The 24573-nt window shown below is 63.3% G+C and carries 20 protein-coding genes and 1 other RNA gene; all 21 read right to left on the minus strand.

Annotation, left to right across the window (positions count from 1 at the left end; all coding sequences use genetic code 11):
- Positions 1 to 57 precede the first annotated feature (57 nt).
- A complete protein-coding gene (locus GX515_11145) occupies positions 58 to 408 on the minus strand; it encodes a DUF1292 domain-containing protein (protein ID HHY33548.1) in 351 nt (116 codons plus the stop codon).
- A 104-nt stretch (positions 409 to 512) separates the two neighbouring features.
- Complete coding sequence (gene ruvX / locus GX515_11150; protein HHY33549.1) at positions 513 to 1079, minus strand: Holliday junction resolvase RuvX; 567 nt, start codon at positions 1077 to 1079, stop codon at positions 513 to 515.
- A 5-nt stretch (positions 1080 to 1084) separates the two neighbouring features.
- Positions 1085 to 2089, minus strand: a complete 1005-nt coding sequence (locus GX515_11155) for a 4Fe-4S binding protein (GenBank protein HHY33550.1) — start codon at positions 2087 to 2089, stop codon at positions 1085 to 1087.
- Positions 2090 to 2195: 106 nt separating this feature from the next.
- Positions 2196 to 3422: a hypothetical protein gene (locus GX515_11160; GenBank protein HHY33551.1), complete on the minus strand. Its 1227-nt coding sequence runs from the start codon at positions 3420 to 3422 to the stop codon at positions 2196 to 2198.
- A gap of 62 nt (positions 3423 to 3484) precedes the next feature.
- Positions 3485 to 3814 (minus strand): IreB family regulatory phosphoprotein, encoded by a 330-nt coding sequence (locus GX515_11165; protein ID HHY33552.1) that lies wholly within the window; start codon positions 3812 to 3814, stop codon positions 3485 to 3487.
- A gap of 100 nt (positions 3815 to 3914) precedes the next feature.
- On the minus strand, positions 3915 to 6614 hold the full coding sequence (gene alaS / locus GX515_11170) for an alanine--tRNA ligase (protein ID HHY33553.1): 2700 nt from the start codon (positions 6612 to 6614) through the stop codon (positions 3915 to 3917).
- A 149-nt stretch (positions 6615 to 6763) separates the two neighbouring features.
- Positions 6764 to 7834 carry an AI-2E family transporter gene (locus GX515_11175; GenBank protein ID HHY33554.1) on the minus strand — a complete coding sequence of 357 codons (1071 nt, stop codon included), beginning with the start codon at positions 7832 to 7834 and terminating at the stop codon, positions 6764 to 6766.
- A gap of 375 nt (positions 7835 to 8209) precedes the next feature.
- Entirely contained in the window at positions 8210 to 8473 is a 264-nt protein-coding gene (locus tag GX515_11180) for a hypothetical protein (GenBank protein HHY33555.1), read from the minus strand.
- 217 nt (positions 8474 to 8690) lie between these two features.
- Positions 8691 to 9872 carry a tRNA 2-thiouridine(34) synthase MnmA gene (gene mnmA / locus GX515_11185; GenBank protein HHY33556.1) on the minus strand — a complete coding sequence of 394 codons (1182 nt, stop codon included), beginning with the start codon at positions 9870 to 9872 and terminating at the stop codon, positions 8691 to 8693.
- Positions 9872 to 10303, minus strand: coding sequence for a Fe-S cluster assembly scaffold protein NifU (gene nifU / locus GX515_11190; GenBank protein HHY33557.1), 432 nt, complete (start codon positions 10301 to 10303; stop codon positions 9872 to 9874). The genes mnmA and nifU overlap by 1 nt, the downstream gene beginning before the upstream one ends.
- Positions 10304 to 10363: 60 nt before the next feature.
- On the minus strand, positions 10364 to 11590 hold the full coding sequence (gene nifS / locus GX515_11195) for a cysteine desulfurase NifS (protein HHY33558.1): 1227 nt from the start codon (positions 11588 to 11590) through the stop codon (positions 10364 to 10366).
- A gap of 133 nt (positions 11591 to 11723) precedes the next feature.
- Positions 11724 to 12296, minus strand: a complete 573-nt coding sequence (locus tag GX515_11200) for an Rrf2 family transcriptional regulator (GenBank protein HHY33559.1) — start codon at positions 12294 to 12296, stop codon at positions 11724 to 11726.
- 302 nt (positions 12297 to 12598) lie between these two features.
- Positions 12599 to 13936: an AAA family ATPase gene (locus GX515_11205; protein ID HHY33560.1), complete on the minus strand. Its 1338-nt coding sequence runs from the start codon at positions 13934 to 13936 to the stop codon at positions 12599 to 12601.
- A gap of 135 nt (positions 13937 to 14071) precedes the next feature.
- A non-coding RNA gene (gene ssrS, locus GX515_11210) (6S RNA) lies at positions 14072 to 14256 on the minus strand.
- A gap of 62 nt (positions 14257 to 14318) precedes the next feature.
- Positions 14319 to 16133 (minus strand): aspartate--tRNA ligase, encoded by a 1815-nt coding sequence (gene aspS, locus GX515_11215; GenBank protein ID HHY33561.1) that lies wholly within the window; start codon positions 16131 to 16133, stop codon positions 14319 to 14321.
- Between the two features lie 229 nt (positions 16134 to 16362).
- A complete protein-coding gene (locus GX515_11220; GenBank protein HHY33562.1) occupies positions 16363 to 17649 on the minus strand; it encodes a histidine--tRNA ligase in 1287 nt (428 codons plus the stop codon).
- A gap of 164 nt (positions 17650 to 17813) precedes the next feature.
- A complete protein-coding gene (locus GX515_11225; protein ID HHY33563.1) occupies positions 17814 to 19034 on the minus strand; it encodes a tetratricopeptide repeat protein in 1221 nt (406 codons plus the stop codon).
- Positions 19035 to 19146: 112 nt separating this feature from the next.
- A complete protein-coding gene (locus tag GX515_11230; protein HHY33564.1) occupies positions 19147 to 19773 on the minus strand; it encodes an MBL fold metallo-hydrolase in 627 nt (208 codons plus the stop codon).
- Positions 19774 to 19872: 99 nt separating this feature from the next.
- Positions 19873 to 20322 carry a D-tyrosyl-tRNA(Tyr) deacylase gene (locus tag GX515_11235; GenBank protein HHY33565.1) on the minus strand — a complete coding sequence of 150 codons (450 nt, stop codon included), beginning with the start codon at positions 20320 to 20322 and terminating at the stop codon, positions 19873 to 19875.
- A gap of 27 nt (positions 20323 to 20349) precedes the next feature.
- The gene (locus GX515_11240; protein HHY33566.1) at positions 20350 to 22530 is read right to left on the minus strand and encodes a bifunctional (p)ppGpp synthetase/guanosine-3',5'-bis(diphosphate) 3'-pyrophosphohydrolase; all 2181 of its coding nucleotides are present in this window, start codon (positions 22528 to 22530) and stop codon (positions 20350 to 20352) included.
- A 163-nt stretch (positions 22531 to 22693) separates the two neighbouring features.
- Complete coding sequence (recJ, locus tag GX515_11245) at positions 22694 to 24433, minus strand: single-stranded-DNA-specific exonuclease RecJ (GenBank protein ID HHY33567.1); 1740 nt, start codon at positions 24431 to 24433, stop codon at positions 22694 to 22696.
- Positions 24434 to 24573: the final 140 nt, after the last annotated feature.

Genomic DNA, 24573 nt, shown 5'->3' on the forward strand with positions numbered 1-24573 from the left:
TCCCCGTCTGCCTTGCCTTCCCTGGACCCCGCCTCTCACACCATCACATTCCCAAGACTAGTCTTCGTCCTCGTCTTCGTCCTCGCCCTCATCTTCGTCGTCTTCGGCATCTTCATCCTCGTCTTCGTCCTCTTCGCAGACATCCTCGAGGTCTGCGCAGATCGCGCTGGTCACCTTCTCGTACTCGTCATCATCCAGGTCAACCAATACCTCCTCGCCGTCCTCGTCGGTCTCCACCCGGAAGATGCAAGCCTCAACTTCTTCGTCGTCCTCCGCCTCGCTGTCCGCATCCTCGGGGACCAGGATGACGTAAGTGTTTCCGTCGAGCTCCATGACATCCTCCACGGAGAAGCTCTCTTCTTCGCCGTCCTCGTACACAAGGGTTATGACATCATCGATCTCTGGCACTTGGGCCACCTCTCTTTCACATCCGAGTGTATCCGTACCGCGTCGTGGGGTCAATGCCCACTTCGCCTGCTGTCAGCCGCTATGCTCTCCATGCGGACATGCTTTCATTCGTCACCGAGCTGCGGCAGGCCCGCCTCCTCGTGCCCTCCCTCATCGCCCCGCGCACCCTGGCGTGCTTCCTGGCCCAAGCGACCGCGCTCCTCCCCAACCGCGCCGCGCGTTCCATGGTGAGAGTCGCATCCGGGCTCAACACCGTCACTGGGCTTGCGACTGTCGAGATAACTTTGGAGGATTATAGCAGCCGCCACCGAATCGACAACCTGCCTCCGCCGCCGCCGGGAGACGTCCGCCTCGAGCAGGGCCCGCTCCGCAGACACCGTCGACAGCCGCTCGTCCCAGAGGACCACGGGCACGCCCGCCCTGTCCTCGAGAGCTTCCGCAAGCCGCTTCGCTCTAGCGGCGCTCTCGCCGAGCGACCCGTCCATGTTCATCGGCAGGCCCACGACAACGAGGGCGACCCCATTGCCGCGAACGAGCGAGACCAGCCGCGCCAGGTCGCCCCTGAACGATGCCCTCGTGATCACACCCGCGGGTTGCGCGAAGCATCCAGTCGGGTCAGACAGCGACACGCCGATGGTCTTTGTCCCTACATCAAGCCCCATGACCCTCAACCGGCCTAGACCACCTTTATGCAGAACTCGGGGCACGCAGCCTGGCAGTACCCGCACAGAACGCACCGGGAGGTGTCCACCGTCGCGCGACCGGACGTCGGCGAGATCGCGAGCGCCCCGTGGGTGCACCTCGCCACGCACGTCCCACAGCCGGTGCACCACGGCTCGATGAGGAGGGCCTTGTTGTGCCGCGTCCGCTCGCGGAGCTCGTCATCGGGATGCTGGCCCTCGAATATGGCAAGGTCCATTCTGAGCTCATCCAGCGTCTTCACGCCCACGGCGATGGAATCAACGCACTCCTGCCCCAGAGCCCACCGCAGGGCGCCTTCCACATCGTCCAGCAAGGCTCCGCCGCCCAGCGCCTTCATTGAGTAGATGCCCTTGCCGGCCAAGTGTGCGTCCCGTACCGCCGCCAGCATCTCGCTTGCGCTCCCGTCGGCTATCCCGATCCCCGACCTATTCAGAAGAGGATGTATCACGTCGATCTCAGGCATCAGGGTGGCCGCCCTCACGCACGCCACGTGGTGGGTGGACACTCCGACCGCACGCACCTTCCCTGCCTCACGTGCGAAAACCAGGTATTTCAGCGCTTCCTCGTGTCCCTTCAGCGTCAAGGCCGACTCCTGCTCGTGGAGGAGGAAGATATCTATGTAATCGGTGCCCAAGGATCTGAGCGCCCGTTCCACGGTTTCACGCATCCCCTCATACGTGTAATCATATGACTTTGAGGCGATCACCAGTGTGTCCCGGCTCCAACTCCGGGCGCCATTCCCCCCGAAGACGGCCTCACGGATGTAATCGTATGTGTTGTAAAGCTCAGCGGTGTCGATGAAGTTGACCCCTGCGTCCAGCGCCGCCCGCAGGAGCAAAGCGCCCTCTTCCACAGGCAGCTTTGCCTGCAACGGCCCCATAGTCAAGGTGCCGAAGCACATCCTCGACACGACGAGTCCCGTCCTGCCGAGGGCCCTTCTCTCGAGACCGCGGGCGACCTTCCGCGGCCCCGCGTCCATCGCCCCGCCGCCCGCTCCAGCCGCAGTGTACGATTGCCCCAGAAACCCGCCCCCCTCCCGGTGTGACAGTGCGCGCGTCGGCCCCTCGTCTCGCCTCCGACCCCGTTCAGCCGCGGCCCGCGGCGTCCACGTCTCCTACGATCACGTGGATCCATGAGGGGAAACGAGGCAGCCGGGCCTCGCTGTCAGCCTGTGGGTATATGGAAAACCCGCTCACGCCCTGCCGCGTCGCAAGCAGCGATTCAGCCTCCCGGACGCTCTTGCCCGCGAGTTCACGCGCGAGCTTGTCCGCATCGACCTTTGCCGAGACCCTGGCCTGCGCGGTCACATCGATCGATGCTGCCGCAGAGCTTTTCCGCGCGGCCCCGGTTATCTTCATTTCCACTGCGGATGAGATAACCTCTCCGCCCCCGGCCACGACCTCGGAGAGGAACTTGCCCCGCGCCACCTTTAAGACCTCAGCCTCCTTGACCGCAAGCGCGCTCGCGCTCGCGCGGCACGATGCCCGCAGTTCCGCAGATGGAGTAAAAGGAGCCGCGCTGAAAGTAGGTTCCTGTCGCTCCACTACGATGGTGTCGCGGACGACGCTGAAACCGGCCGGGCTCTTTACTGCAAGGCGCGCTGCCGCCTCCCTCGCAGCTTCCGATGCAATGAGCCTGCGGGCCGTCGCGAGGTCGACGGGTGAGACTGCAGGCGTTATCTTGTCCTCGCCACCGGACGTGGGTTCGGGGTTCGTGACCTTTAGGCCCGGGAATGCGCCCGCAACGACGACGGTAATGCGTCCAGCGGCGACGTTCCCGCTGGTCCCGGGTTCCTCCGCCTCCACGTCCACCACAGTCATCCCCGAATCCGCGTCGACCGCAAGCCCCATGAAATGCCTTACGGTGGCAGGGGGGACCACGGCCGCTTCGACCGTGCGAAACCGCACCCCCGCCGCCGTGGCGACCATCGTGCCCTTGGGCACACTCACAGCACGCTCCGTCTCATTGACGAACGCGACGCGCCCGCTCGCCTTGGTGGCCCCCGACCGCACAGATCCGGACACCGGCACCTTAACGGACACAGTGAAGGAGTCCTTCACCGCGCGAGCAGGCACCCGCCCGCCATCGACATCCACGACCGTCACAGCCGTGGACGCCTCAACCGTCACCTTCCGGCACACCTCCGACACCTCGGGCGAGACCACCACTGTCGCCCTGGGCCAGAAGGCGTAGAGCACGCAGAAAATCAAAAGGGCCGCAAGGCCCGTCGTCATGGCAGGCCCGCGCCCGAACCACATTTCGAAGCCGCCCCGCATCGAAACCGTAGGGCCAACGCGTCTTCCCATTCGCACAGCGAAGCGCTCCGCGCCCCTCCCAAAACCCGTCGTGAAAGCCCGTGCCAGCTCCGCCCAACCTATCTGCCTTCCAGGTAATACCGCACTAGCTCCTCTATGATCTCGTCTCGCTCGAGCTTTCGAACGAGGTTCCGGGCGCCCTTATGGCTCGTTATGTAAGTGGGGTCCCCCGACATAAGGTATCCGACGATCTGGTTTGTCGGGTTGTACCCCTTCTCCTTCAACGCCTCATAGACCTCCAAGAGTAACGCCCTGACGCTGACCACGTCCTCAGAAACGACCCGAAACGTCTGAGTCTCATCAAGCGGTCCTTTCACAGCAGCGTCACGCTCCCCCTGTCGTAGCTCCCCAGCACCTCGCCGTATGCCGGCACGCTCGCCAGCGCGCATCGCGTTTCGCGCCCGGCGACCTTTCCACTCTTCCGCACCCCGCCTGCCTCGCGGCCTGAATCCGCATCCCGAGACGCTACGCCGCCACCAGCGAAGTCACTCAGTGCAGTAACGCCCTCTCTATCCTGGCCTTCGCCGCACCGAGGGCCTCCTTGAGCTTCGCCGCGTCGCGAGCGCCCGCCTGCGCCATGTCAGGACGCCCGCCGCCACCTCCGCCCGCCGCCTCAGCCGCGGCTTTGACGATATCCCCCGCTCGCAGGCCCCTATCTATGAGATCCCTCGTGACCGTCACCACGAAAAGCGCCTTTCCGTCAAACCTGGACCCCAGGACCACCGCGCCTGATACAAGCTTCTCCCGCACCGTGTCAGCAAGCTCGCGAAGCGCAGGCCCGTCGAGTCCTTCCGCCTCCGCCACCACGACCTTCGCCCCGTCTATCTCCGTCGCTTCGCTGAGTAGCACGTCCACCTGCGACCGGGCCATTCTCGCTTTGAGCGACTCTATCTCTTTCTCGCGCGCACGGAGGGTCTGCACGAGCCTCGACACTTTCTGAGGGAGCTCGTCGGGATTGCCCTTGACCTCCGCTGACGCGCTCTCGAGCAGCGCCTGCTGGGACCTGAGAAGCGCTAGGGCAGCCTTTCCGCTCACCGCCTCCACCCGCCTGATCCCCGAGGCCACTGCACCCTCGGACACTATCTTCACGAGCCCGATCTCTCCGGTGCGCCCCACATGGGTGCCACCGCACAGCTCCTTGCTGCAGTCGTCTATCCTGACGACCCGGACCCGCTCACCGTACTTCTCACCGAAGAGCGCCATGGCGCCCATCGCCTTGGCCTCCTCGAGGGCCATCTCCACCGCCTCCACCGGCGAGTCGGCGAGAACCCACTCCAGGACCATGTCCTCGACCCTGCGGATCTCGTCATCCGTCATTGCCGAATGGTGGGAGAAGTCGAACCTCAGCCTGTCTTCGGCGACCAGCGAGCCAGCTTGAAACACGTGGTCTCCAAGGACCCTTCGGAGAGCGGCGTGGAGGAGATGGGTCGCTGTGTGATTACGGGCGATGGCGCGGCGGCGCTCCGCGTCCACAACGGCCTCCACTTTGTCGCCCGTTGTGATGACGCCGTGCTCGACGGTGGCGTTATGAATGACGATCGCCTCCGACGCGCGCACCGTTGTCGTAACCCTTGCCTTCCCGGAAGGACCCGTGATCGTCCCCGAATCGCCTACCTGCCCGCCGGATTCGCCGTAGAACGGCGTGACGTCCAGCACTATCTCGACATTCTGCCCCGCGCTCGCGCGGCTCACCGGTTCGCCGTCGACAAAAATGGCGCACACCTTGGACTTGGCGGCAGTCGTCTCGTATCCGACAAACCTCGTGCCAAGGCCCGTGAGGGCCTGCGCCTTCGCCGTCGAAAGGTCGCCCATGTAACCCAGGTCTTGCCGCGCTGCCCGCGCCCGCTCGCGCTGCTCCTGCATGGCGGCGGAGAACCCCGCCTCGTCTACGGTCATCCCGCTTTCTTCAGCTATCTCGCGAGTGAGCTCCACCGGGAACCCATACGTGTCGTAAAGCCTGAACGCATCCGCGCCGGGGATCTCGTTCCTACCTGCCTCGCGAAGCTCCGCGACAAGGCCCTGAAGGATGCTCGTCCCCTGATCGAGCCTTCCGAGGAACCGCTCCTCCTCGACGGACAAGGTCTTTCGTATGTGGTCCCGCCTCTCGACGAGCTCGGGGTACGAGTCGCCCATCACCGAAATTATGACGTCCGCCACATCGGCCAGAAACGGCCGCGTGATGCCGAGGAGCCTGCCGTGGCGCACCGCACGCCTTATGAGCCTCCGGAGCACGTACCCTCTGCCTTCGTTGGCTGGCAGGACCCCGTCGGCTACCAGGAAGGTCACCGCGCGGGCGTGGTCGGTGATTATCCTGACTGATACATCAGTGTCGAGCGTAGGCTGCCCCTGCCGTCGCCCTCCCGTCGCTTTTCCGTAGACAACCCCACCAAGCTCAGCGACGGCATGCGTGATGGGCCTCATGGCGTCAGTATCGAACACCGTCGGGACGCCCTGCATGACCGCGGCCACCCGGTCAAGCCCCATGCCGGTGTCGATACCCTTGCGTTCGAGAGGCACATAGTTGCCGGCCTCGTCGTGATGGAACTGTATGAACACCAGGTTCCATATTTCCATGAACCTGTCGCAGTCGCAGCCCAACTTGCATTCGGGCCTTCCGCAGCCAAACTCCTCGCCGCGGTCGACGTGGATCTCAGAACACGGCCCGCATGGGCCGACACCAATCTCCCAGAAATTGTCCTTCTTGCCGAAGCGCTTTATGCGCTCCGCGGGCACCCCCACGTCTCTCGTCCAGATCTCGAACGCCTCGTCATCATCCAGGTATATAGTCACCCAGAGCCTATCTTCGGGAAGGCCGAGGTGCTCCGTGACGAACTCCCATGCCCATGGGATCGCCTGTTTCTTGAAGTAATCCCCAAACGAGAAGTTGCCCAGCATCTCGAAAAACGTGAGGTGCCGGGCGGTCTTGCCGACATTGTCGATGTCAAGGGTGCGGACGCATTTCTGACACGTGGTCACCCTCTGCGACTCCGGCTTGGCGGTGCCGAGGAAATAGGGCTTGAAGGGCACCATGCCCGCGCCCGTAAGGAGAAGCGTGGGGTCGTTGATCGGTATGAGGGAAGCGCTCGGCAAAGGCTTGTGCCCCTTGCCGACGAAGAATTCTCTGAACATGTCGCGTATCTCGCGGGTACCAAGGGCCCGAATACCTCGTTCAGCCTGCAAAGCATGCATCCTCCCACGTCCGAGTTATCTCTATCATAGCGAATCGCGCCGGGGGTGTCAACGCGAACACCCCCGTCCCCGCGCCGTTTCCCGCCCCTGCCCCCTTCCGGCCGCGCGGCCAGCTGCAGAGGGACACGCCTCGAAGGCCGACCGCACGATCAAGGCACAAGCTTCGCGTGCAGGTATCTGAGGATCACTTTGATCATGGCCGCCACTGGCACGGCAAGCAGGACCCCGATGAGCCCGAAAAGGTGGCCCCCCGCAAGGATCGCAAAGATCACCGCAACCGGGTGCAGGCCGACTTGTTCGCCGAGGATGTTCGGCCCCACGACTGCGCTCTCAAACTGGTTTACGAGCACGAATAGCAAGATAACATACAACGCGAGCACCGGCGATTTCAGTGAAGCGAGAATCACGGCAGGGACTGCGCCTATGATCGGACCGAAGTACGGCACGACATTGAAGAGCCCAGCCACAAGCCCGATGACGAGGGCGAAGTCAACGCCGATGATGGACAGGCCCGCGAAGATCAGCACGCCGACGACGGCCGACACAAGGAGTTGTCCCCTGATGAACGAGCCCAATGCCTGGTCCATCTCGATAAGCAGGCCCACCACCTCGCTGCGCCAGCGCGAAGGTATCCACGACAGGAGCCACATCTTGATCTCCGGGAAATCCATGGTAAAGTAGAATGCCAGCACGGGCACGAGAACGAGCATGGTCATCTTGGGAAGGAGTTCCGGAACGGCCCCCACAGTTCGGCGCACGAGGTCAGCAAGCGCCGTTTCCGCTCTGCGGATCCCGTCGTCCAGGGCGCCTTTCAGAGGCTCCGGTATGTTGAACCTGTTGAGCCTCGCGTAAAGCGCCGCGAGCCGGCTCTGGATCTCCTGGGCCTGCCCCGGAAGGACCTCAGCAAGCATCTCGAGCTGCGAGAACAGCCTGGGAAACAAGTACACTCCCAGGAGCGCAATCAGGAGCGTGAACCCAACGTACACAACGAGCGTGCCAGCGCTCCTGGGAGCTCCTCGCTTTTCGAGGTACGTGACTAGCGGGTTCATCAAGTACGAGAGGCCGAGGGCAAGCAGAAACGGGGTAAGTATGGCCCTCACCCGGAAGAGAAATAGCGCGGCCCCCAGGACAACGAGAATGTGCAGAAACCAAGGCAAGATCCGCACCGCTTTCTCGCGCCGACAACGGATGGGGTTTTCGTGAGCGTCGGTCTCAGCCATGCGCGAGGCTCATCCTTCTTACGCAGCGCCCGCTTGGCGTCACGTGCGTGTTTGCTGCCCGCCGCCCTCTTCGCCGGGCCTGCCGCCCCGCCTCGCCTCGTCACATCGTCGTACGCTTGCGATACTCCTCAGTCCGTAAGGTCCAGCCCGGGTCGCCAGTGGCTGCACGACGGGGGCGCCACGAATTCGGTCGTCTCACGCGCCGAACTCGAACGGGGCGCGCCGGAAGCGCGCCGCCCCCGGAGGGTGTGGCCGGCAAGCCCCGCACCCCCAGGAAAAGAAACGAGGCTCGCGGCGACATGCTGTGCCCTCCGCTCGCCGCCCGCGGGTCTGCGGCCCGGGGCGCGCGCTCTGGCGTTCAACCCTGGCACCTAGCTAATCCGCCCTGCCGAGCCGCAGGCGCCTGCCAGCGGCACGAGTCTTTTCGCCGGCGTTCACGATGCTCCTGCCGACCTGCGTGACCATCCGCCCTGCCGCCTTGGTCATCATCGCGCGAGCTGAGCGGGCCGCGCGGGCTTCGTCCGATGCGTCCCCGAGGAGCGTCCTCGCGCGCGCCCGACGTGACCTGAAGTAGAAATACGCGCCGATCGCAGCGCCGGCGGCGCTTCCGGCTATGATGGATCTCCAGAGTCTCCTCATAGCTACCGCCTCCCTTTCAGGAGGTTAGTATGCCCACAGTGTGAAGGAAAAAGCGAATGGAAAATGGCTCCTTGCACGATCGCGGGCGGTCCCTCCCGGTAGTCGGACAGTTCGAACGAGGCACGCCGCAAGCGCGCCGTCCTCGGAGGGCAAGGCCGGATAGCCTTAGGCAGGACCGCCCCGCCGGAAAGTAGCGCGAACTTCTGGCGATATACTTTTAGTGTCGGTTGCGCAGGCTTTTCGAGATGATGCCGCCGCCGACCACTACCTCTCCGTCGTAGAACACGACCGACTGCCCGGGCGTCACGGCCCTCTGCGGGGTCGAGAACCTCACCTCGACCTCCCCGGGCCCAGAGCCTATCGAATCGCCCCCGCGGGTGCGATCTTCACCGGGGCGCGCGGCCAGCGGCGTGACCGTTGCGAGCACTGCCGGCGTGCGGTACCTTATCTTGGCCTCGACCTCGATCGGTTGCTCGAGCCGGTCGAATGGTATCCAGTTGAGCTCGGAAGCGATAAGCCCCTCCGCCATCAGGTCGCGCTGGCGGCCGACTATCACGGCGTTCCTGGCCGGGTCGATGTCAACGACATAGAGCGGCTCTGCCGACGCGATCCCGAGTCCTCTTCTCTGGCCTATCGTGTAAAACGCGATCCCCTCATGCTCCCCGAGGACCTTCCCCTCGACGTCGAGGATGGGCCCGGGGTCTCGAGCCTCGGGCATATACTCGCGCAGGAATCTCCTATAATCGTCATCTGGTATGAAGCATATCTCCTGGCTCTCGCGCTTTTCAGCAACGGGAAGCCCGAGCGACGCCGCTATCCGACGGACCTCGTCCTTCCTGAACGCGCCTACGGGAAAGAGCGTGTGGGCAAGCTCGTCCTGGGTCATCGAGTAAAGGACGTACGTTTGGTCTTTTCGAGCGTCCTTTCCGGTGAGAAGAAGGTGCCGCCCGGTCTCTCGGTCGCGGCAGATCCGCGCGTAGTGGCCGGTGGCAATGAACGACGCCCCTATCTCCTTGGCCTTGTGCAAGAGGTGTCCGAACTTGATCCGCTGGTTGCACCTCACGCACGGATTGGGCGTGCGGCCCGACACGTACTCGCGCGCGAAGTAGGATATGACCTCCTCTTCGAACCTCTCCTCGAAGTTGAGCACGTAGTACGGGATGCCGAGAGTCGACGCGACGCGACGCGCATCCTCCACCGCTGCGATCGAACAACACCCACCTTCGCGCTCGCGGGTGGAGAACGCCCGCGGCCAGACCTGCATGGTGGCGCCTATGACCTCGAAGCCTCTTTCCTTGAGCAAGGCCGCGGCGACCGAGCTATCCACCCCGCCGCTCATCGCCACGAGAACGCGCCGGGGCGCGCATGCGGGTGCGGCCTCGAAACCCTCAGCACACATCAAGCCTCGCCTACTGCCATCTCATCCCCGCCACTGGAAGCCTGTGGGCCGCCCGGGCCCGGCACGCGCTTTCTTGCGAGATAGTCCTCGATAGCCTTGTGAAGCGCGTCCGCCGCCAGGTTCGAGCAGTGCATCTTGTTGGCGGGAAGGCCGTCGAGGGCCTCCGCCACAGCCTTGTTGGATATCTCCATGGCCTCCTCGAGCGTCTTGCCCTTGACGAGCTCCGTCACCATGCTGCTCGTGGCGATGGCCGCACCGCAGCCGAACGTCTTGAACTTCGCGTCAACTATTCTGTTGCCCTCAACCTTTATCGATAGCTTCATGACGTCCCCGCAAATGGGGTTCCCCACCATCCCGACGCCGTCGGGGTTCTCTACTTCCCCAACGTTCCTCGGGTTAGTGAAATGATCCATTACCTTCTGGGAGTACAACTGCCCCATCCCCTCTCCTCTCCGCTTCACAACAAACCCACATCGAACGCGGTCGAAGTGCTACCTCCGTTTCATGAGGGGCTCCGGCGTTCCCTCGCACTTGGCGCAGGAAGCCTCGCCCAGGCCCGCCTCTGCCCCGAAGGGCGACATAGCCCTGAGCTTCGCGACTATGCCCGGCAGATGTTCGAGCACGTAGTCAACGTCTTCTTCGGTGTTGTAACGCCCAAGGGTCAGCCTGAGCGAACCATGCGCCACCTCATGCGGGATACCCATCGCGAGCAGCACGTGGGATGGCTCGAGCGACCCTGAAGTACACGCAGACCCACTTGATCCGCACACGCCCAGCATGTCGAGGTTCAGAAGGAGCGACTCGCCTTCTATGAACTCAAAGCAGAAACTCGCGTTGCCCGGCAGGCGACGCGTCGGGTGGCCGTTCAGCCTGACGTGAGTGATCCGGTCCATGACGCCCCTGATGAGGCGGTCGCGCAACTGGGAGACGCGGCCCGCTTCGTCGTTCATCTCGGACACCGCGAGCTCAAGGGCCTTCGCTAGGCCGACGATGCCGGCCACGTTCTCGGTGCCAGCCCTTCTGTTCCGCTCCTGCCCGCCGCCGTCGAGATATCTCTCCATGCGCACCCCCCTGCGCACGTAGAGCGCGCCAACTCCCTTTGGCCCGTAGAACTTGTGCGCCGAGAGCGACAGAAGGTCCACGCCAAGACGATTCACGTCGATGGGTATGTGCCCGGCGGTTTGCACCGCGTCCGTATGGAAGTAGACGCCGTGCTCCTTCGCGATCCTGGCGATCTCCTCGATGGGCTCGATCGTGCCCACCTCGTTGTTGGCGTGCATTATGGAAATGAGGATCGTCTTGTCTGTGATGGCCGCCTCCACGTCGGCCGGGTCGACCATTCCGTACGAATCCACGGGAACGTACGTCACCCGGAACCCGCGCTTCTCCAGGCGCTTCGCGCTATCGAGGACGGCATGGTGTTCTATGGCCGAGGTTATGATGTGGTCGCCCCTGTCGCGGTTCGCGAACGCGACCCCCTTTATCGCGGCATTGTCAGCCTCGGTGCCGCTGCCAGTGAAGACGATCTCCCCGGCCTCCGCTCCAAGGATCCTTGCGACCGTATCGCGCGCCTCGTCCAGGGCTGCCCTCGCCTCCCGGCCTATGCCGTATATGCTCGACGGGTTGCCATACTTGTCTCCGAGGTATGGCAGCATGGCCTCGACCACTTCCCGGCGAGGCCTCGTCGTGGCCGCATTGTCCAGATACACTGTCCTCATGTCATATCATCTCCTGCTCGCAAGAGACTCAGGATTCCAAGCCGCTCGCGTCTCCCTTCGCCCGGCTCGACCAACCTGCGCAGCGTGCGCCGCGTCCGCTCCCCCAGCCTGATCCCCCGACTCAGTCCCTGACCTATAGTGTTGCCACATCGGTGACTCGTGCTTGCCCTCTCGCAGAACGCCTGGACCTCCTGCCCGCCGCACCGGCCGTCACCGCTTCAGTGGGTCCCCGGGCGCCCCGGGCGCACGCCGCTGCGGCACCGCAAGAGCCGCACGAGTCGCTGGTCAAAGACGCTGTCTCGTCGCACAGATCCTTGAGGCTGATGGAGTCGAGCACCCGGTTGATGCAGTCTTTGAGCTTCTTCCACACCAAGCGCATCGTGCACTCGTCTGCCCGTTCGCACGCTTCGACAGGATCACCCTCCCCGACGCATTCCGCGGGGTCGATGGGCCCCTCGAGCACCCTGACTATATCGCCGATGGTGATGTCCGCCGGGCGCCTCGCAAGCTCGTAGCCGCCTTGTGCCCCTCTCGAGCTTATCACAAGCCCGGCGCGACGCAGGCTCGCCATGAGTTGTTCGAGGTAGTTCTCGGACACCATCTGCCGCTCGGCGATGCCCTTGAGCGGAACCGGACCTTCACCGTAGTGAAGGGCCAGATCGTACATGGCCCGCACTCCGTACCTCCCTCGAGTGGACAGCCTCACGAAGCTCACCTGCCTTTACCCGGACGCCGCCGGCGCCATGAATTCCGACTAAACCCGTTGGGATTCCGGCAACACTATACCACGGCTGATCGGCCTTGTCAACGTCGCGGTCGTGGCCGTCGCGGCCTCGCCTGGTTATTGCGAGGGGTTGTCGGTGATTGCACGAGGGATGTCGAGATCCGGCCACTGGCCTCACGGGCCGGGCTTTGGCGAAGCACGCCCCGCTCGGGGCGCCATCCCCGAGTGCGACACCGGCGAGCCGGCAACTGATGGAAATAAGACAAAGGCTAACGCGCCCTCACCTAGCGATCGGGGCGGGGACGTTCGCGCGCCTCCCTCCATTTCGCGAGACGCTCGGAGATATGTTTCTCGTAGCCGTTCGCCGACGGCTCGTAGTACACCCTTCCGACGAGTTCATCGGGCAGGTATTGTTGCTGCACAAAGTGGCCTGGGAAGTCGTGAGGATACTTGTACCCGGCCCCATGGCCGAGCCTGGCCGCGCCCCTGTAGGAGGCGTCACGGAGGTGCGTCGGCACGCTGCCTTGGCGCTCCTTCTCTACGTCCTCCATGGCCCGTCCGATGGCAACGCATGCCGAGTTGCTCTTCGGCGCCGTGGCAACATATATGGCCGCCTGGGCCAGCGGCAGTTTCGCCTCGGGCCAGCCGACGAACTTCACGGCCCAGGCCGCCGCGCACGCCACGAGAAGCGCGTGGGGGTCCGCGCATCCCACGTCCTCAGCCGCCTGGATCACGATCCGTCTCGCTATGAATTCGGGGTCCTCGCCCGCCGCGGCCATTCTGGCAAGCCAGTAGACTGTGGCATCAGGATCCGATCCCCTCATACTCTTGATGAACGCCGATATCGTGTCGTAATGCGCGTCTCCGTCGTGATCGTAAAGAAGGGCGCGGCGCTGGATGGAATCCTCCGCCACCTCCAGGGTGATGTGTCGGACCCCCCGGGAGTCGGGCGGCGTGGTGAGCACGGCAAGCTCGATGGCGTTCAGCGCGGACCTTGCGTCCCCGTTCGCCATCCTCACAATGTGATCGAAAGCCTCGCTATCCACCTCCACCGAGAATCCCCCGAGCCCGCGCTCGCGGTCCTCAAGAGCTCGGCGAAGAATGGCGGCGATCTCTTCATCACTAAGTGGCTCCAGACGGAAGATGCGGGACCGGGACACGAGAGGCGCGTTCACCTCGAAAAACGGGTTCTCGGTAGTGGCCCCGATGAAGATGACCGTGCCGTTTTCCACGGCCGGCAGCAGCGCGTCCTGCTGCGATCGGTTGAACCTGTGGACCTCATCGATGAAGAGTATGGTCCTCTGCCCGTGTAGACCGAGCCTTTCCTCTGCCTCAGCGATCACCCGCCTCAAGTCGGCCACCCCTGCCGTAACTGCGTTGACCTGTTCAAAATGGGACCTCGTCATTCCCGCGATGACCATCGCGAGCGTCGTCTTGCCGGTCCCCGGTGGCCCGTAAAGGATCATCGACGTGAGGCGGTCGGCCTCGATGGCCCGGCGCAGCAGCTTGCCCGGCCCCACCATGTGTTCCTGCCCGACGAACTCGTCCAGGGTTCTCGGTCGCATGCGCGCGGCAAGAGGCGCCTCGCGTCTCAATGTTTCCTCCGCTTGGCGACTGAACATGCCGGTGTCCACGTCTCCCCATACCTCCGTGCGCCCGATTAGTTGCCGTCTCGTGCGGCGTCCTTCTCGGACGCTCGCCAGATCCGCTGTTCAACGGCACTCAAGAGCCTTGCGAGATGGCGAAGGCAAAAAAAAGAAGACCCCACCGTGCCGTCTTACCGGTAACATCTCATATCCCTGCGCCCTGCAGGTGGGTGCCCTCCCGGATGTTTTACGTGTCCGCATGACGCGGCGTACGCGCCGCACCCGGAGGCCGGGCTCCCTTTCATATGGTGTTGGAACAGAAGTTACCAGCACCACATCGCACACGGTAGGGTCTTTCGCTCTGCGCTTGCGCATCAAGGCTGCGCCAAAGCAATAATACCACAGCGCCAGCGAGATTTCAAGATTCCTCGCCGTTGCCCGCGACATCCATTCTTTGCCCATTGACCACTTCTATGTGCAGCTCGTCGAGCTGTTCCCTGGAGATGGGTCCCGGCGCTCCTGTCATCGGGCACACGGCCCGCTGCGTCTTCGGAAACGCGATCACGTCGCGGATGGTCTTGCGCCCTGCGAGCAGCATCACCACTCTGTCGAATCCCAGCGCGATGCCGCCGTGTGGCGGGGCCCCGTACTCGAAGGCCTCCAGGAGGAACCCGAACTTCTCCTGGGCATCCGCGGGCCCGAGCCCCAGCGCCCGGAAGACCCTTTCCTGAAGATCGCGCCGATGCAGCCTGATGCTGCCGCTCCCGAGCTCGACGCCGTTCATGACGAGGTCATACATGTTGGCGCGAACGGCGAGAGGGTTCGTCTCCAGGAGGTCGATGTCGTCGTCGAGAGGAGCCGTGAACGGGTGGTGCACCGCGACGATCCTGCCCTCCTCCTCGCTGAACTCCAGGAGCGGGAAATCCACGACCCACACAAACGCCATCGTGTTCTCGGGAATGAGCCCAAGCTTCGTTCCCAGGTGCAGGCGCAGCCTGCCCAGAGCGTTCTGCACCGTGGGACCCGGACCGGCCGAGATCAAGATGAGGTCTCCCTCGCAAGCGCGCGTGGCCTCGACGATCTGGCAAAGCTCACCTTCGGAAAGGAACTTACGGACTGCGGACCGAAAGTCGAGCCCGTCTCCGGGCCCTCGTGACACGCTGATCGACACTAGCCCCTGCGCCCCGAAACCCTTCGCTATCTCCTCGAGCTCCGAGACCTCTCGGCGCGAAAACCCGCCGCATCCGGGCGCCACTATGGCAGCTACCTTGCCACCTGTCGCCACTGCCTCCCGGAAGACCCTGAAGCCGGAACCCTCAACCACCTTGCTGATGTCGTGCAGCTCCATCCCGAACCTCGTGTCCGGCTTGTCCGACCCATATCTCTCCATCGCTTCAGCGTACGATAGCCGCGGGAAAGGCGTGCTCACGTGCACCCCCAATGTCTCCTCAATGCATGCCGCCATCATTGCCTCGGTGAGACCGAGCACGTCGTCGCGTTCCACGAAAGACATCTCTATGTCTATCTGCGTAAACTCGGGCTGGCGGTCGGCTCGAAGGTCCTCGTCCCGAAAACACCGGGCGATTTGAAAATACCGGTCGAAGCCGGCGACCATCAGGAGCTGTTTGAAAAGCTGCGGCGACTGCGGGAGAGCATAGAACTTGCCCGGGTTGAGGCGACTCGGCACGACGTAGTCGCGGGCTCCCTCGGGCGTGCTCTTGATGAACATGGGAGTCTCGATCTCGACGAACCCTTGCGAATCCAGGAATCTCCGCACAGCCATGGTGAGCTTGTGCCGGAAAATGAGATTACGCTGCATGTCCGGCCTGCGAAGGTCGAGATACCTGTAACGCAGTCTCAGGAGCTCGTCCGCCTCGAGCCCTTCCGTGATGTAGAAAGGCGGGGTCTTTGACTTGGAGAGAACCTCGATTCCCTCGGCCACGACATCGATGGTGCCCGTGGGAATGGACGGGTTCTCGGTACCCGATGGGCGTCTCTCGACCACGCCGCGAACCTGGACCACATCTTCGCTCCCCAGTTTCTCCGCGACGCTGTGGGCCTCAGGTGCGATCTTGGGATTGAACACCACCTGTACGATCCCGGAGCGGTCCCTGAGATCGATGAACACAAGCCCCCCAAGGTCCCTGCGTTTTGCGACCCAGCCCGCCAACGTGACTTTCGATCCGACGATAGCCTCCGAAAGGTCCCCTGTCATGTGCGTCCTTTTCTGCATAAGCCTCACTTCTCCGTCCGCGCGCTCAAGCCGAACCCTTTGTCTTAACAGCGCCCTGTCGCAGCCGGCTTGCGGCCTTGGCAGCCGCCGATAAACCTCGCCCGGCGCCTCCCCGGGGCGGGGTGCGCCGGGCTGGTCATACGCGATCTCTTCCGTTACGATTGGTGCCGGCCGCCTGGAGTGCCTTGCGTGTCCCGAGACACCCCGGGCGCGTCCACACGCGACCCTTTCAGACGGTCAAGCCCCGGCATTCGCGAGAGAGAGCCTCCGCCAAGCCTTCAAGCGCCGTTTGGGTCTGCTCTCCCGTGGCCATGTCCTTCACCGTCGCCACGCCCGCTTTGAGCTCCTCCTCACCGAGGATCACGACCTTCCGTGCCCCACACCTGTCCGCGTGCTTCATCTGGGCCCTTAGGCTGCGCCCCATGTAGTCGAGGTCCGAAGCCACGCCGAGCCCGCGGAGGGCGTTCACGAGCTTGAACCCCTCTGCCCTGGCAGCATCGCCCATGGTTACGACGAAGACCCGGATTCCGGTCCCCGAGGTCTCCCTCGAAGACTCTCCTCTCGCTGCCTTGAGCACCATGACGGCCCTCTCAATGCCTGCCGCAAACCCGACCCCCGGCGTGTGCTCGCCCCCGAGGTCCTCGGCCAGGCCGTCGTACCTCCCGCCGCCACCAAGCACGTCCTTGGCCCCCAATTCGGAGTGAACCACCTCGAAGACTGTCTTGGTGTAATAGTCAAGCCCCCGTACGATGCGATGATCGATCTCGTACGCGAGCCCAAGGGCCCTGAGGTACGCGGTCACGCTTTCAAAGTGACGCCTGCACTCGTCGCAGAGGAACTCGATTATCGTCGGGACTCCTTCTGAGATCTCCCTGCATCCCTCGTTCTTGCAGTCCAGGACCCGCAGCGGGTTCCGCTCGAGCCGTCGACGGCAATCCGTGCAGAGTCCCTCCTCGTGCCCAGCGAGCGCGTTCACCAATGCCTCTTTGTAGCGCGGGCGGCAGCGGGGACATCCAATGGAGTTCAGGTGCACTACAAACCCCGAGAGCCCAAGGCGCTTGTACACATCCACGAGCACCGAAACGACCTCGGCGTCGAGGGCCGGGTCGGCGGACCCTATCGCCTCCACGCCGAACTGCGTATGCTGTCTGAACCTCCCTGACTGCGGCCGCTCGTACCGGAACATGGGACCGATGTAGTACATCTTCACCGGCTGAGGGAGCACATTCAGGTTGTGTTCAAGATAGGCCCGCATGCACGGGGCCGTGCCCTCTGGGCGAAGCGTTATGCTGCGCCCGGCCTTGTCCAGGAACGTGTACATCTCCTTTTCAACGATGTCCGTGACCGCCCCGACCCCGCGCTCGAACAGCTCCGTATGCTCGAAGATGGGCGTTCGGATCTCGCCGTATCCCGCGTTGCGGCACACTTGGCGCACGACGTCCTCGACCTGGAGCCACAAGTCTGAGTCGCCGGGAAGGACGTCAGCGGTGCCCCTTGGCGCTTTCAACTCGGCCATGTGCTGGCCTCCTCATGCTGTGCGCGTTTGGACTGTGCGCGTTTGCACTTTGTCCTTATCCTTTTGAACGACGGACAGCTTCCGCCGTCCACCGTCCGGTGAGTCGTCAACGAATAGTCAGGTCCTCGATGAGCAATCACTGAACGGCAGCTCCAAGGCGCCTGTCATCTGGTCCCGGCTTGGCCTCCTCCGCTGGCGCCGCCGGTTTTAGCCGGCGCGCTGCTTCCTGCGCTGCTCCCCGAAGTGGTCCCGGACGTCGCAGGCGTGCCCGCGGCCTTGTTCTTGCGCTCCTGCAGATCGCGGATCTCGGCGATCCTCGCTTCCTCCGCCTTGGCATCCTCACTAAGGCCCATGCTCTTAAAGAGCGATTGCAGGCGGACGTGAAGCAGGATGTCAAGCCCCCCGTTTTCGGAAGCCGTCTTGAACTCCTGCCGCGCCTTGTCGCGAGCGCCCGCGTCACGGTACACTGTTCCGAGGAGAAGCCGGATGTAAGGCTCCTCCGGGTACAGGTCCCTCGCCTTCTCAAGGGCCTGGGTGGCACCGGCTAGGTCTTTCTTGCCTAGGTACGCCTGGGAGAGCCCCACGTACAAGTAAGCGTTGTCAGGCTCCTTCTTTATCGCCTCTCCGTACTCAGCGATCGCATCATCGTAGGCCTTCTCTTGGAGCTTCTTTACAGCACGGATCTCCGGGTCGTATATCTCTATCTTAGCGTCCTTCCTAAGGCCGTCAAGCCACTTGACGAGAGCCTCCTGCTGAGCAGCGGTCTCGAGCCGGCTCTCGATGTCAGCGCGCTTGTCCTCGAAGTCCTTCCCCTCCGCAGGCTTGCCCGTCTCCTTCGTGTAAGCCTGCTTGACCTCGTCCTCTGACACGGAAACCTTCGACTGGACGAGCGTGAAGAGCGTCTGAGCGGCTAGGCTGTCGCGGATTTGCTTCTTGAGCTCGCTCTCCGTCAAGTTGTTCTCCTTCAGCGCGGTGCGGAACGCCTCTTCATTGGGGAAGGCGTCCATCTGTCTCTTGAACTCATCCTCGACTTGCTTGGACGGGACCTGGATCTTCTCCTTCTTCACCGCCTGGCTGATGAGAACGCTGTTTATGATCTGGTCGAGCACCGACGCCCTGATCGGTCCCCTCGTTTCCGGAAGCACTCTGCCGGTGTTCTCGTACTCTGCCAAAAGGGCGTCTTTGAACCCGCGGTCCACCACGTCCCACGTGATCTTTGTGCCGTTGACGCTCGCAACGATCCCGAGCTCGTCCGCTGACGGCCGTCGCATGAAGACGGTTCCGGTGTAAGCGAGGCCCCCGACAAATGTTACGGATATCACTATAATGACGGCCTTCGCCAGCTTCGAGCTCTTCTTTCCTCGAAAGCCCAGGAACAAGAGCATCTCCTCCAATCCTTCACACGCAGTACGCACGGTACGCTGTGATTCTACCCGACGCCCGCTACCAGTGTCAATGTGGTTCCCGCCCAGCCCACGCCGCCACGCGGGTCGCGGCTCACCACCTCTCTCGACCGATCGTCGTGGAAGAACCGTGGCCGGGGTACACAACGGTGTCGTCAGGAAGCCGGAACAGCTTCGTCTCGATCGACCGCACTAGGGTGTCATACGAGCCCCCAGGGAAATCGGTCCTCCCCACGCCTCCTCCAGCGAACAGCGTGTCGCCGCAAAACACCACGCCGTCGCCTACGAGCGAGATGCTTCCTGGAGTATGCCCCGGCGTGTGAACCACGCGCAGCTTCACCGACCCCGCGACCACCTCGTCCCCTTCCCGGAGCAGCCTGTCAGCACCGGGGCCTTTGATGCCTTCCCCTCCTGACCCCGGGACCGACACAACCAGTGCAGAGAGGTTCAAGCTCGGCTCGACGAGCGCCTGCGCATCCGCCTCGTGAATAGCGATGGGCGCGCCCGTAGCCGCCTTGACGCCTCCGTTTCCCGCGATGTGATCCACGTGGCCGTGGGTGTTCACGATAATTTCGCACTCGAGTTCGTTTTCCCGCAGCGCCGCCAGGATCTTGGCAGGCTCGTCCCCGGGGTCGATAACCACAGCTTTGCGAGTCTTCTCGCACGCCACGACATAGCAATTGGTACTGAGCGCGCCTACGCGCAGGGTCCTCACCATCACCGCGCCTCGTCATCCTCCCGCTGCACGACGCTCAAAAGACCTTGCGGCCTGCGGCCCTGCGACCTTTCCTACGCCGAGCGGCCGCCGGCACCGTTTCCCTCAAAACAGCTTCTTGCTATCGAGCAGGATCGTGACAGGACCGTCGTTCTCCACGAAGACCGTCATGGTCGCCTGAAACTTGCCCGTCTCCACGATGAGGCCTGTCCCGCGCAGTTCCTTCACGAACGCCGTGTAGAGCTCGAGGCCCTTCTCCGGCGGCGCGGCCTCGGTGAAGCTGGGCCGCCGTCCCCTGCGACAGTCGCCGTACAACGTGAATTGCGAGACCACAAGCACCGGTAGCCCGAGGTCGAGGCAGGAAAGGTTCATCTTGCCCTTATCATCGTCGAGGACACGCAGGTTCGCCACTTTCTCGGCTAGGTACCGCGCGTCCTCCTGAGAATCACCCGAACCGACCCCGAGAAAGACCACGAGCCCCGGGCCTATCCTGCCCACAGTCTCGCCGTCCACCACGACGTACGCTGACTTGGCCCGCTGCACCACGGCTCTCACATCCGCCACCTACACCCCATCCGCTGTCTACACTGACTGGAGCTGTTGCGCGCTGGCATGGTGCGCCCTGTGCACATCGGTGACTCCGTGGACGCGCCTGACCCTGCTCATGATGGAGTTTAGGTGGTCTATGCCCGTGATCTCAACCACCATGTTCACCACTGCCATGTGGTCCTTCGTCGTCCTCGCGTTCACCGCACTTATGTTAGCGCGGAGCTCGGTGACGGCCGACATGATGTTGGAGAGCAGCGCGACCCTGTCGTGTGCCTCGATCTCCAGCTCAACCGGGTAGGAGTTGTCCTCGCCGAACTCCCACTCAACCTCGATGTTCCGCTCCGGGGAGTTCCGGAGCCATGCCACATTCGGACAATCGCGCCTGTGCACGGAAACGCCCTTTCCCCTCGTGATATATCCGATGATCTCATCACCCGGCACGGGGCTGCAGCACCTCGCCATCCTCACCAGCACGTTGTCGACGCCCTTCACCCTGACCCCTTGTCCCGCCGGACGCTTCCGCCTGGGAACGAGCTGGGTGGGCTCCTTTTCCTCCTTGTCGAGGCCTGGTTTCTCCGGGGCAAGCCGCGCCACCACCATCGTGGGCGACACCTTTCCGTCACCGACCGACGCGAGCAAGTCTTCAGCGTCGGTGAATCCCAGCCGCTTGGCCGCAACGAGGAGCTTCTCTTCTTTCAGATTGTCGTGCACCTCGAGGCCTTGACGGCGGAGCTCCTTCTCCAGGAGGTCGCGGCCACGCGGCACAGCCTCCTCGCGTCGCACCTCTCTGACCCACTGCCTTATCTTGTTGCGAGCTTTCGAGGTCTTGACGAACGCGAGCCAGTCGAGGCTGGGCGCTCCGGGCCCTTTCGAGGTGATTATCTCGACGATATCCCCGTTGGTGAGCTGGTAGTCGAGGGGCACCATCCTACCGTTAACCCTGGCGCCGGTGCAGCGGTGGCCGATGTCAGTGTGGACGCTGTAAGCGAAGTCCACTGGCGTGGAGCCCGCGGGCAGGTTCTTCACGTCGCCTTTCGGGGTGAACACGAAGACCTCGTCTTTGAAGAGATCGATCTTCAAGGTCTCCATGAAGTCGTGGACATCCTTCATGTCCCGCTGCCACTCGAGGAGCTGACGGAGCCACGAGAGCTTCTCCTCGAATTCACTCACGGTACGGGTGCCTTCCTTGTACCTCCAGTGGGCCGCAATGCCGTATTCCGCGGTGCGGTGCATCTCCCATGTGCGGATCTGTATCTCGAGGGGCTCTCCGGCTGGGCCGATGACGGTCGTGTGCAGCGACTGGTACATGTTCGACTTCGGCATCGCGATGTAGTCCTTGAAACGGCCCGGCATGGGTTTCCATAAGGAATGCACTATACCGAGGACCGCGTAGCAGTCCCTTACGCTGTTCACAATCACCCTTATGGCAATGAGGTCGTATATCTCCTCGAAAGCCTTCCCCTTGAGGCGCATCTTCTCATATATGCTGTAGAAGTGCTTGGCCCGCCCTTGAAGCTCGCACGGGATCCGAGCCTCCTCGAGGGCTTTCTTCAGCACAGCGCTCGCCTGTTCTATCAGCCCTTCCCGCTCTTTTCGCTTTCTCGCGACCTTCTCTACGAGCTTGTAGTACTCTCCGGGCTCGAGGTACCTCAGGGCCAGGTCCTCGAGCTCCCACTTGACCCTCCACATCCCGAGGCGGTGGGCCAACGGGGCGTATATCTCGAGCGTCTCCCGGGCTATCCTGGCCTGCCTGTCCCACGGCAGATGCCCCAGGGTACGCATGTTGTGCAACCTGTCAGCAAGCTTGATGAGAACGACCCTTATGTCCTGGGCCATTGCGAGGAACATCTTTCGCAGGTTCTCCGCCTGCTGTTCCTCCCGGGACATGAACGGAACCCTGCCCAGCTTGGTCACACCGTCAACGAGCAGGCTGACCTCCCGTCCGAACTCGGATTTGATTTGGTCGAGGGTGACCGGCGTGTCCTCGATCACGTCGTGGAGCAGACCAGCTGAGATTGTCGTGACGTCCATCTCGAGCTCGGCGAGGATCGCAGCGACCCCTAGGGGATGGAAGATGAAAGAATCCCCCGAATCGCGGCGTTGCCCGGCATGGGCCTTCGCGGCGAACTCGTACGCCTTCCTCACCTGGTCGAGGTCGGCCTCAGGAGCGTATCGTCTTATTCGCTCTAGGACCTCGTCAATCCCTTGCTCCATTCCAATCACCTGCAACCGGTAGCATCCCCGCCGCCAGTCTCGCCTCCGCAAACCTGTACAGCTACGGAACACTCGCATGCGTCCGCGGAGCGACCAGCCCGGAACCCGGCAGGCGAACGCCAACCGGCCGCCGTTCCTATACACTCCAATTATACAACAAGCCTCAGCTTCTTACAGCCTCGCGCAATTCTTTTATGTTGAGCTGCACTTGTCTCGCGCCGTTCCACTGGTTGACCTCGATGGTATACGCGATGTCGACATCCTTGGCGCCTTTCGCGAAGAGAACGGGCGCCATCCCGCCCAAGCCGAATCCTATTGCGTCCAAAACCACTCCGTCCTGGGCCAGCTTCATCTTCAGGTGCTTGGCGTCGGCCCCGACCCCGCGATACTCCACGAGCCTCACGCCTCTTGAAAGGAAAGTCGGGACGGGGTTCCCGACGCCGAACGGCGCGAGCGCGCCAAGGACCTCTGCGACCTCGATATCGATATCTCCGAACCGGGCTTCGGCATCACACACGACCTTCCTCGCGAGGTCCTCGGGGCCGAGCATGCCCCTGGCCACCTCGTTCATCCGCTCCCGGAGCGCAGGCACGGCGTTCCGAGCTATGGAAAGCCCGGCAGCGTGGCGGTGTCCCCCGAATTCCTTCAGCAGGTCCGCGCACTGAACGAGCCCACCGTACAGGTCGAACGCATCTATGCTCCTCCCGGACCCACGCCCCTCGTCGCCTTGTATGCTTATCAATATGGCCGGACGCCAGAATCGTTCCACCAGGCGGGAGGCGACTATGCCTATGACTCCGGGATGCCACCCCTCGCCCGCGAGCACGAGGACGACGTCCTCCGCTTCGCCGTCCGGCGTAGTCTTCACCATCGAGACCGCTTCATCTAGAATGGCCTGTTCCAGGGACTGCCTCTCCTGGTTCGCCTTGTCAAGGATCGAGGCGATGTAGGTCGCCCTCTCAGCGGATGACGCCGTGAGAAGGTCCACGCAAAGCGACGCGTCCCCTAGCCTGCCCACGGCGTTGAGACGGGGCCCGAGAAAGAAGCCCACTGCACCCGAGCTTATCTCCCGGCCGGCAAGGCCCGACACGCGGATGAGGGCCTGGAGACCGGGGTTTGAGGTGCAATTCAAGCTCGCAAGCCCGTGTTTCGCGAGGACTCTGTTCTCTCCCGTGAGCGGAGCCACGTCAGCGATCGTGCCGAGCGCGACGAGCTCGAGAAGCCCCTCTGAGGGTGCCGGCGCATCCAAGGTGCCGGCGTGCGCGCGCAGGAGCGCCAAGGCAAGTTTGTAGGCGACTCCCACGCCCGCAAGATCAGCGAACGGGTAGGTCGAGTCCCTCCGCTTCGGATTCACCAAGGCGTAAGCTCTTGGAAGCTCCTCGGCAGGCTCGTGGTGGTCTGTGACGATGACGTCCACGCCACGGCTGCGCGCAAGCTCTACCTCATCGACGGCGGTGATTCCACAGTCCACCGTGATGAGCAGCGTGACACCGGACGAGGCCGCCTTCTCCACGGCGTCGCGGTTGAGCCCGTACCCCTCTTCTATGCGCCCGGGGATGTAGTAGTCCACGTCGGCACCGAGCGCCTTCAGAACGTTCAGAAGAACGCAAGTGGACGTGATGCCGTCCACATCGTAATCTCCGTATATCCTTATCTTCTCGCCGTTTCGCACCGCCCGGAGCACCCGAACGACGGCTCTCTCCATGTCAGGCAGGAGCAGAGGGTCGAGAAGGTCGTCAAGGTCCGCCCTGAGGAACTTCCTTGCGGCCTCGGGGCTGCCAAGGCCCCGGAGCGCCAACACCCTCGCCACAAGCCGCGGGACCCCGAGCTCCCTCCGTAGGACCTCGCTTGTCCTCTCAGCTTCGCTCGAAAGACCCGCCACGTGCCATACGCAACCTGCCAACGTCCTCCTCCTCCACGTCGTCTCCTCGCCCACCCGCCGCCACAGGCTCCCCGGCATCGACGCGGCCCGAAGGTCCGCATGCGCCCGTGCCCAATGCGCCGTCGCGGGGTGTCCTCTTCCTCTCCCCGCAGGCACGCCCA

It is taken from the genome of Bacillota bacterium (assembly GCA_012842395.1).
In the GTDB taxonomy this organism is placed as follows: domain Bacteria; phylum Bacillota; class SHA-98; order UBA4971; family UBA4971; genus UBA6256.

Coding starts and splice junctions, on each gene's coding strand:
- GX515_11155 (HHY33550.1), bottom strand. CDS start 2,089: ATGGACGCGGGGCCGCGGAAGGTCGCCCGCGGTCTCGAGAGAAGGGCC.
- GX515_11165 (HHY33552.1), bottom strand. CDS start 3,814: ATGCGCGCTGGCGAGCGTGCCGGCATACGGCGAGGTGCTGGGGAGCTA.
- alaS (HHY33553.1), bottom strand. CDS start 6,614: ATGCATGCTTTGCAGGCTGAACGAGGTATTCGGGCCCTTGGTACCCGC.
- GX515_11175 (HHY33554.1), bottom strand. CDS start 7,834: ATGGCTGAGACCGACGCTCACGAAAACCCCATCCGTTGTCGGCGCGAG.
- GX515_11180 (HHY33555.1), bottom strand. CDS start 8,473: ATGAGGAGACTCTGGAGATCCATCATAGCCGGAAGCGCCGCCGGCGCT.
- mnmA (HHY33556.1), bottom strand. CDS start 9,872: ATGTGTGCTGAGGGTTTCGAGGCCGCACCCGCATGCGCGCCCCGGCGC.
- nifS (HHY33558.1), bottom strand. CDS start 11,590: ATGAGGACAGTGTATCTGGACAATGCGGCCACGACGAGGCCTCGCCGG.
- GX515_11205 (HHY33560.1), bottom strand. CDS start 13,936: ATGTTCAGTCGCCAAGCGGAGGAAACATTGAGACGCGAGGCGCCTCTT.
- aspS (HHY33561.1), bottom strand. CDS start 16,133: ATGCAGAAAAGGACGCACATGACAGGGGACCTTTCGGAGGCTATCGTC.
- GX515_11220 (HHY33562.1), bottom strand. CDS start 17,649: ATGGCCGAGTTGAAAGCGCCAAGGGGCACCGCTGACGTCCTTCCCGGC.
- GX515_11225 (HHY33563.1), bottom strand. CDS start 19,034: ATGCTCTTGTTCCTGGGCTTTCGAGGAAAGAAGAGCTCGAAGCTGGCG.
- GX515_11240 (HHY33566.1), bottom strand. CDS start 22,530: ATGGAGCAAGGGATTGACGAGGTCCTAGAGCGAATAAGACGATACGCT.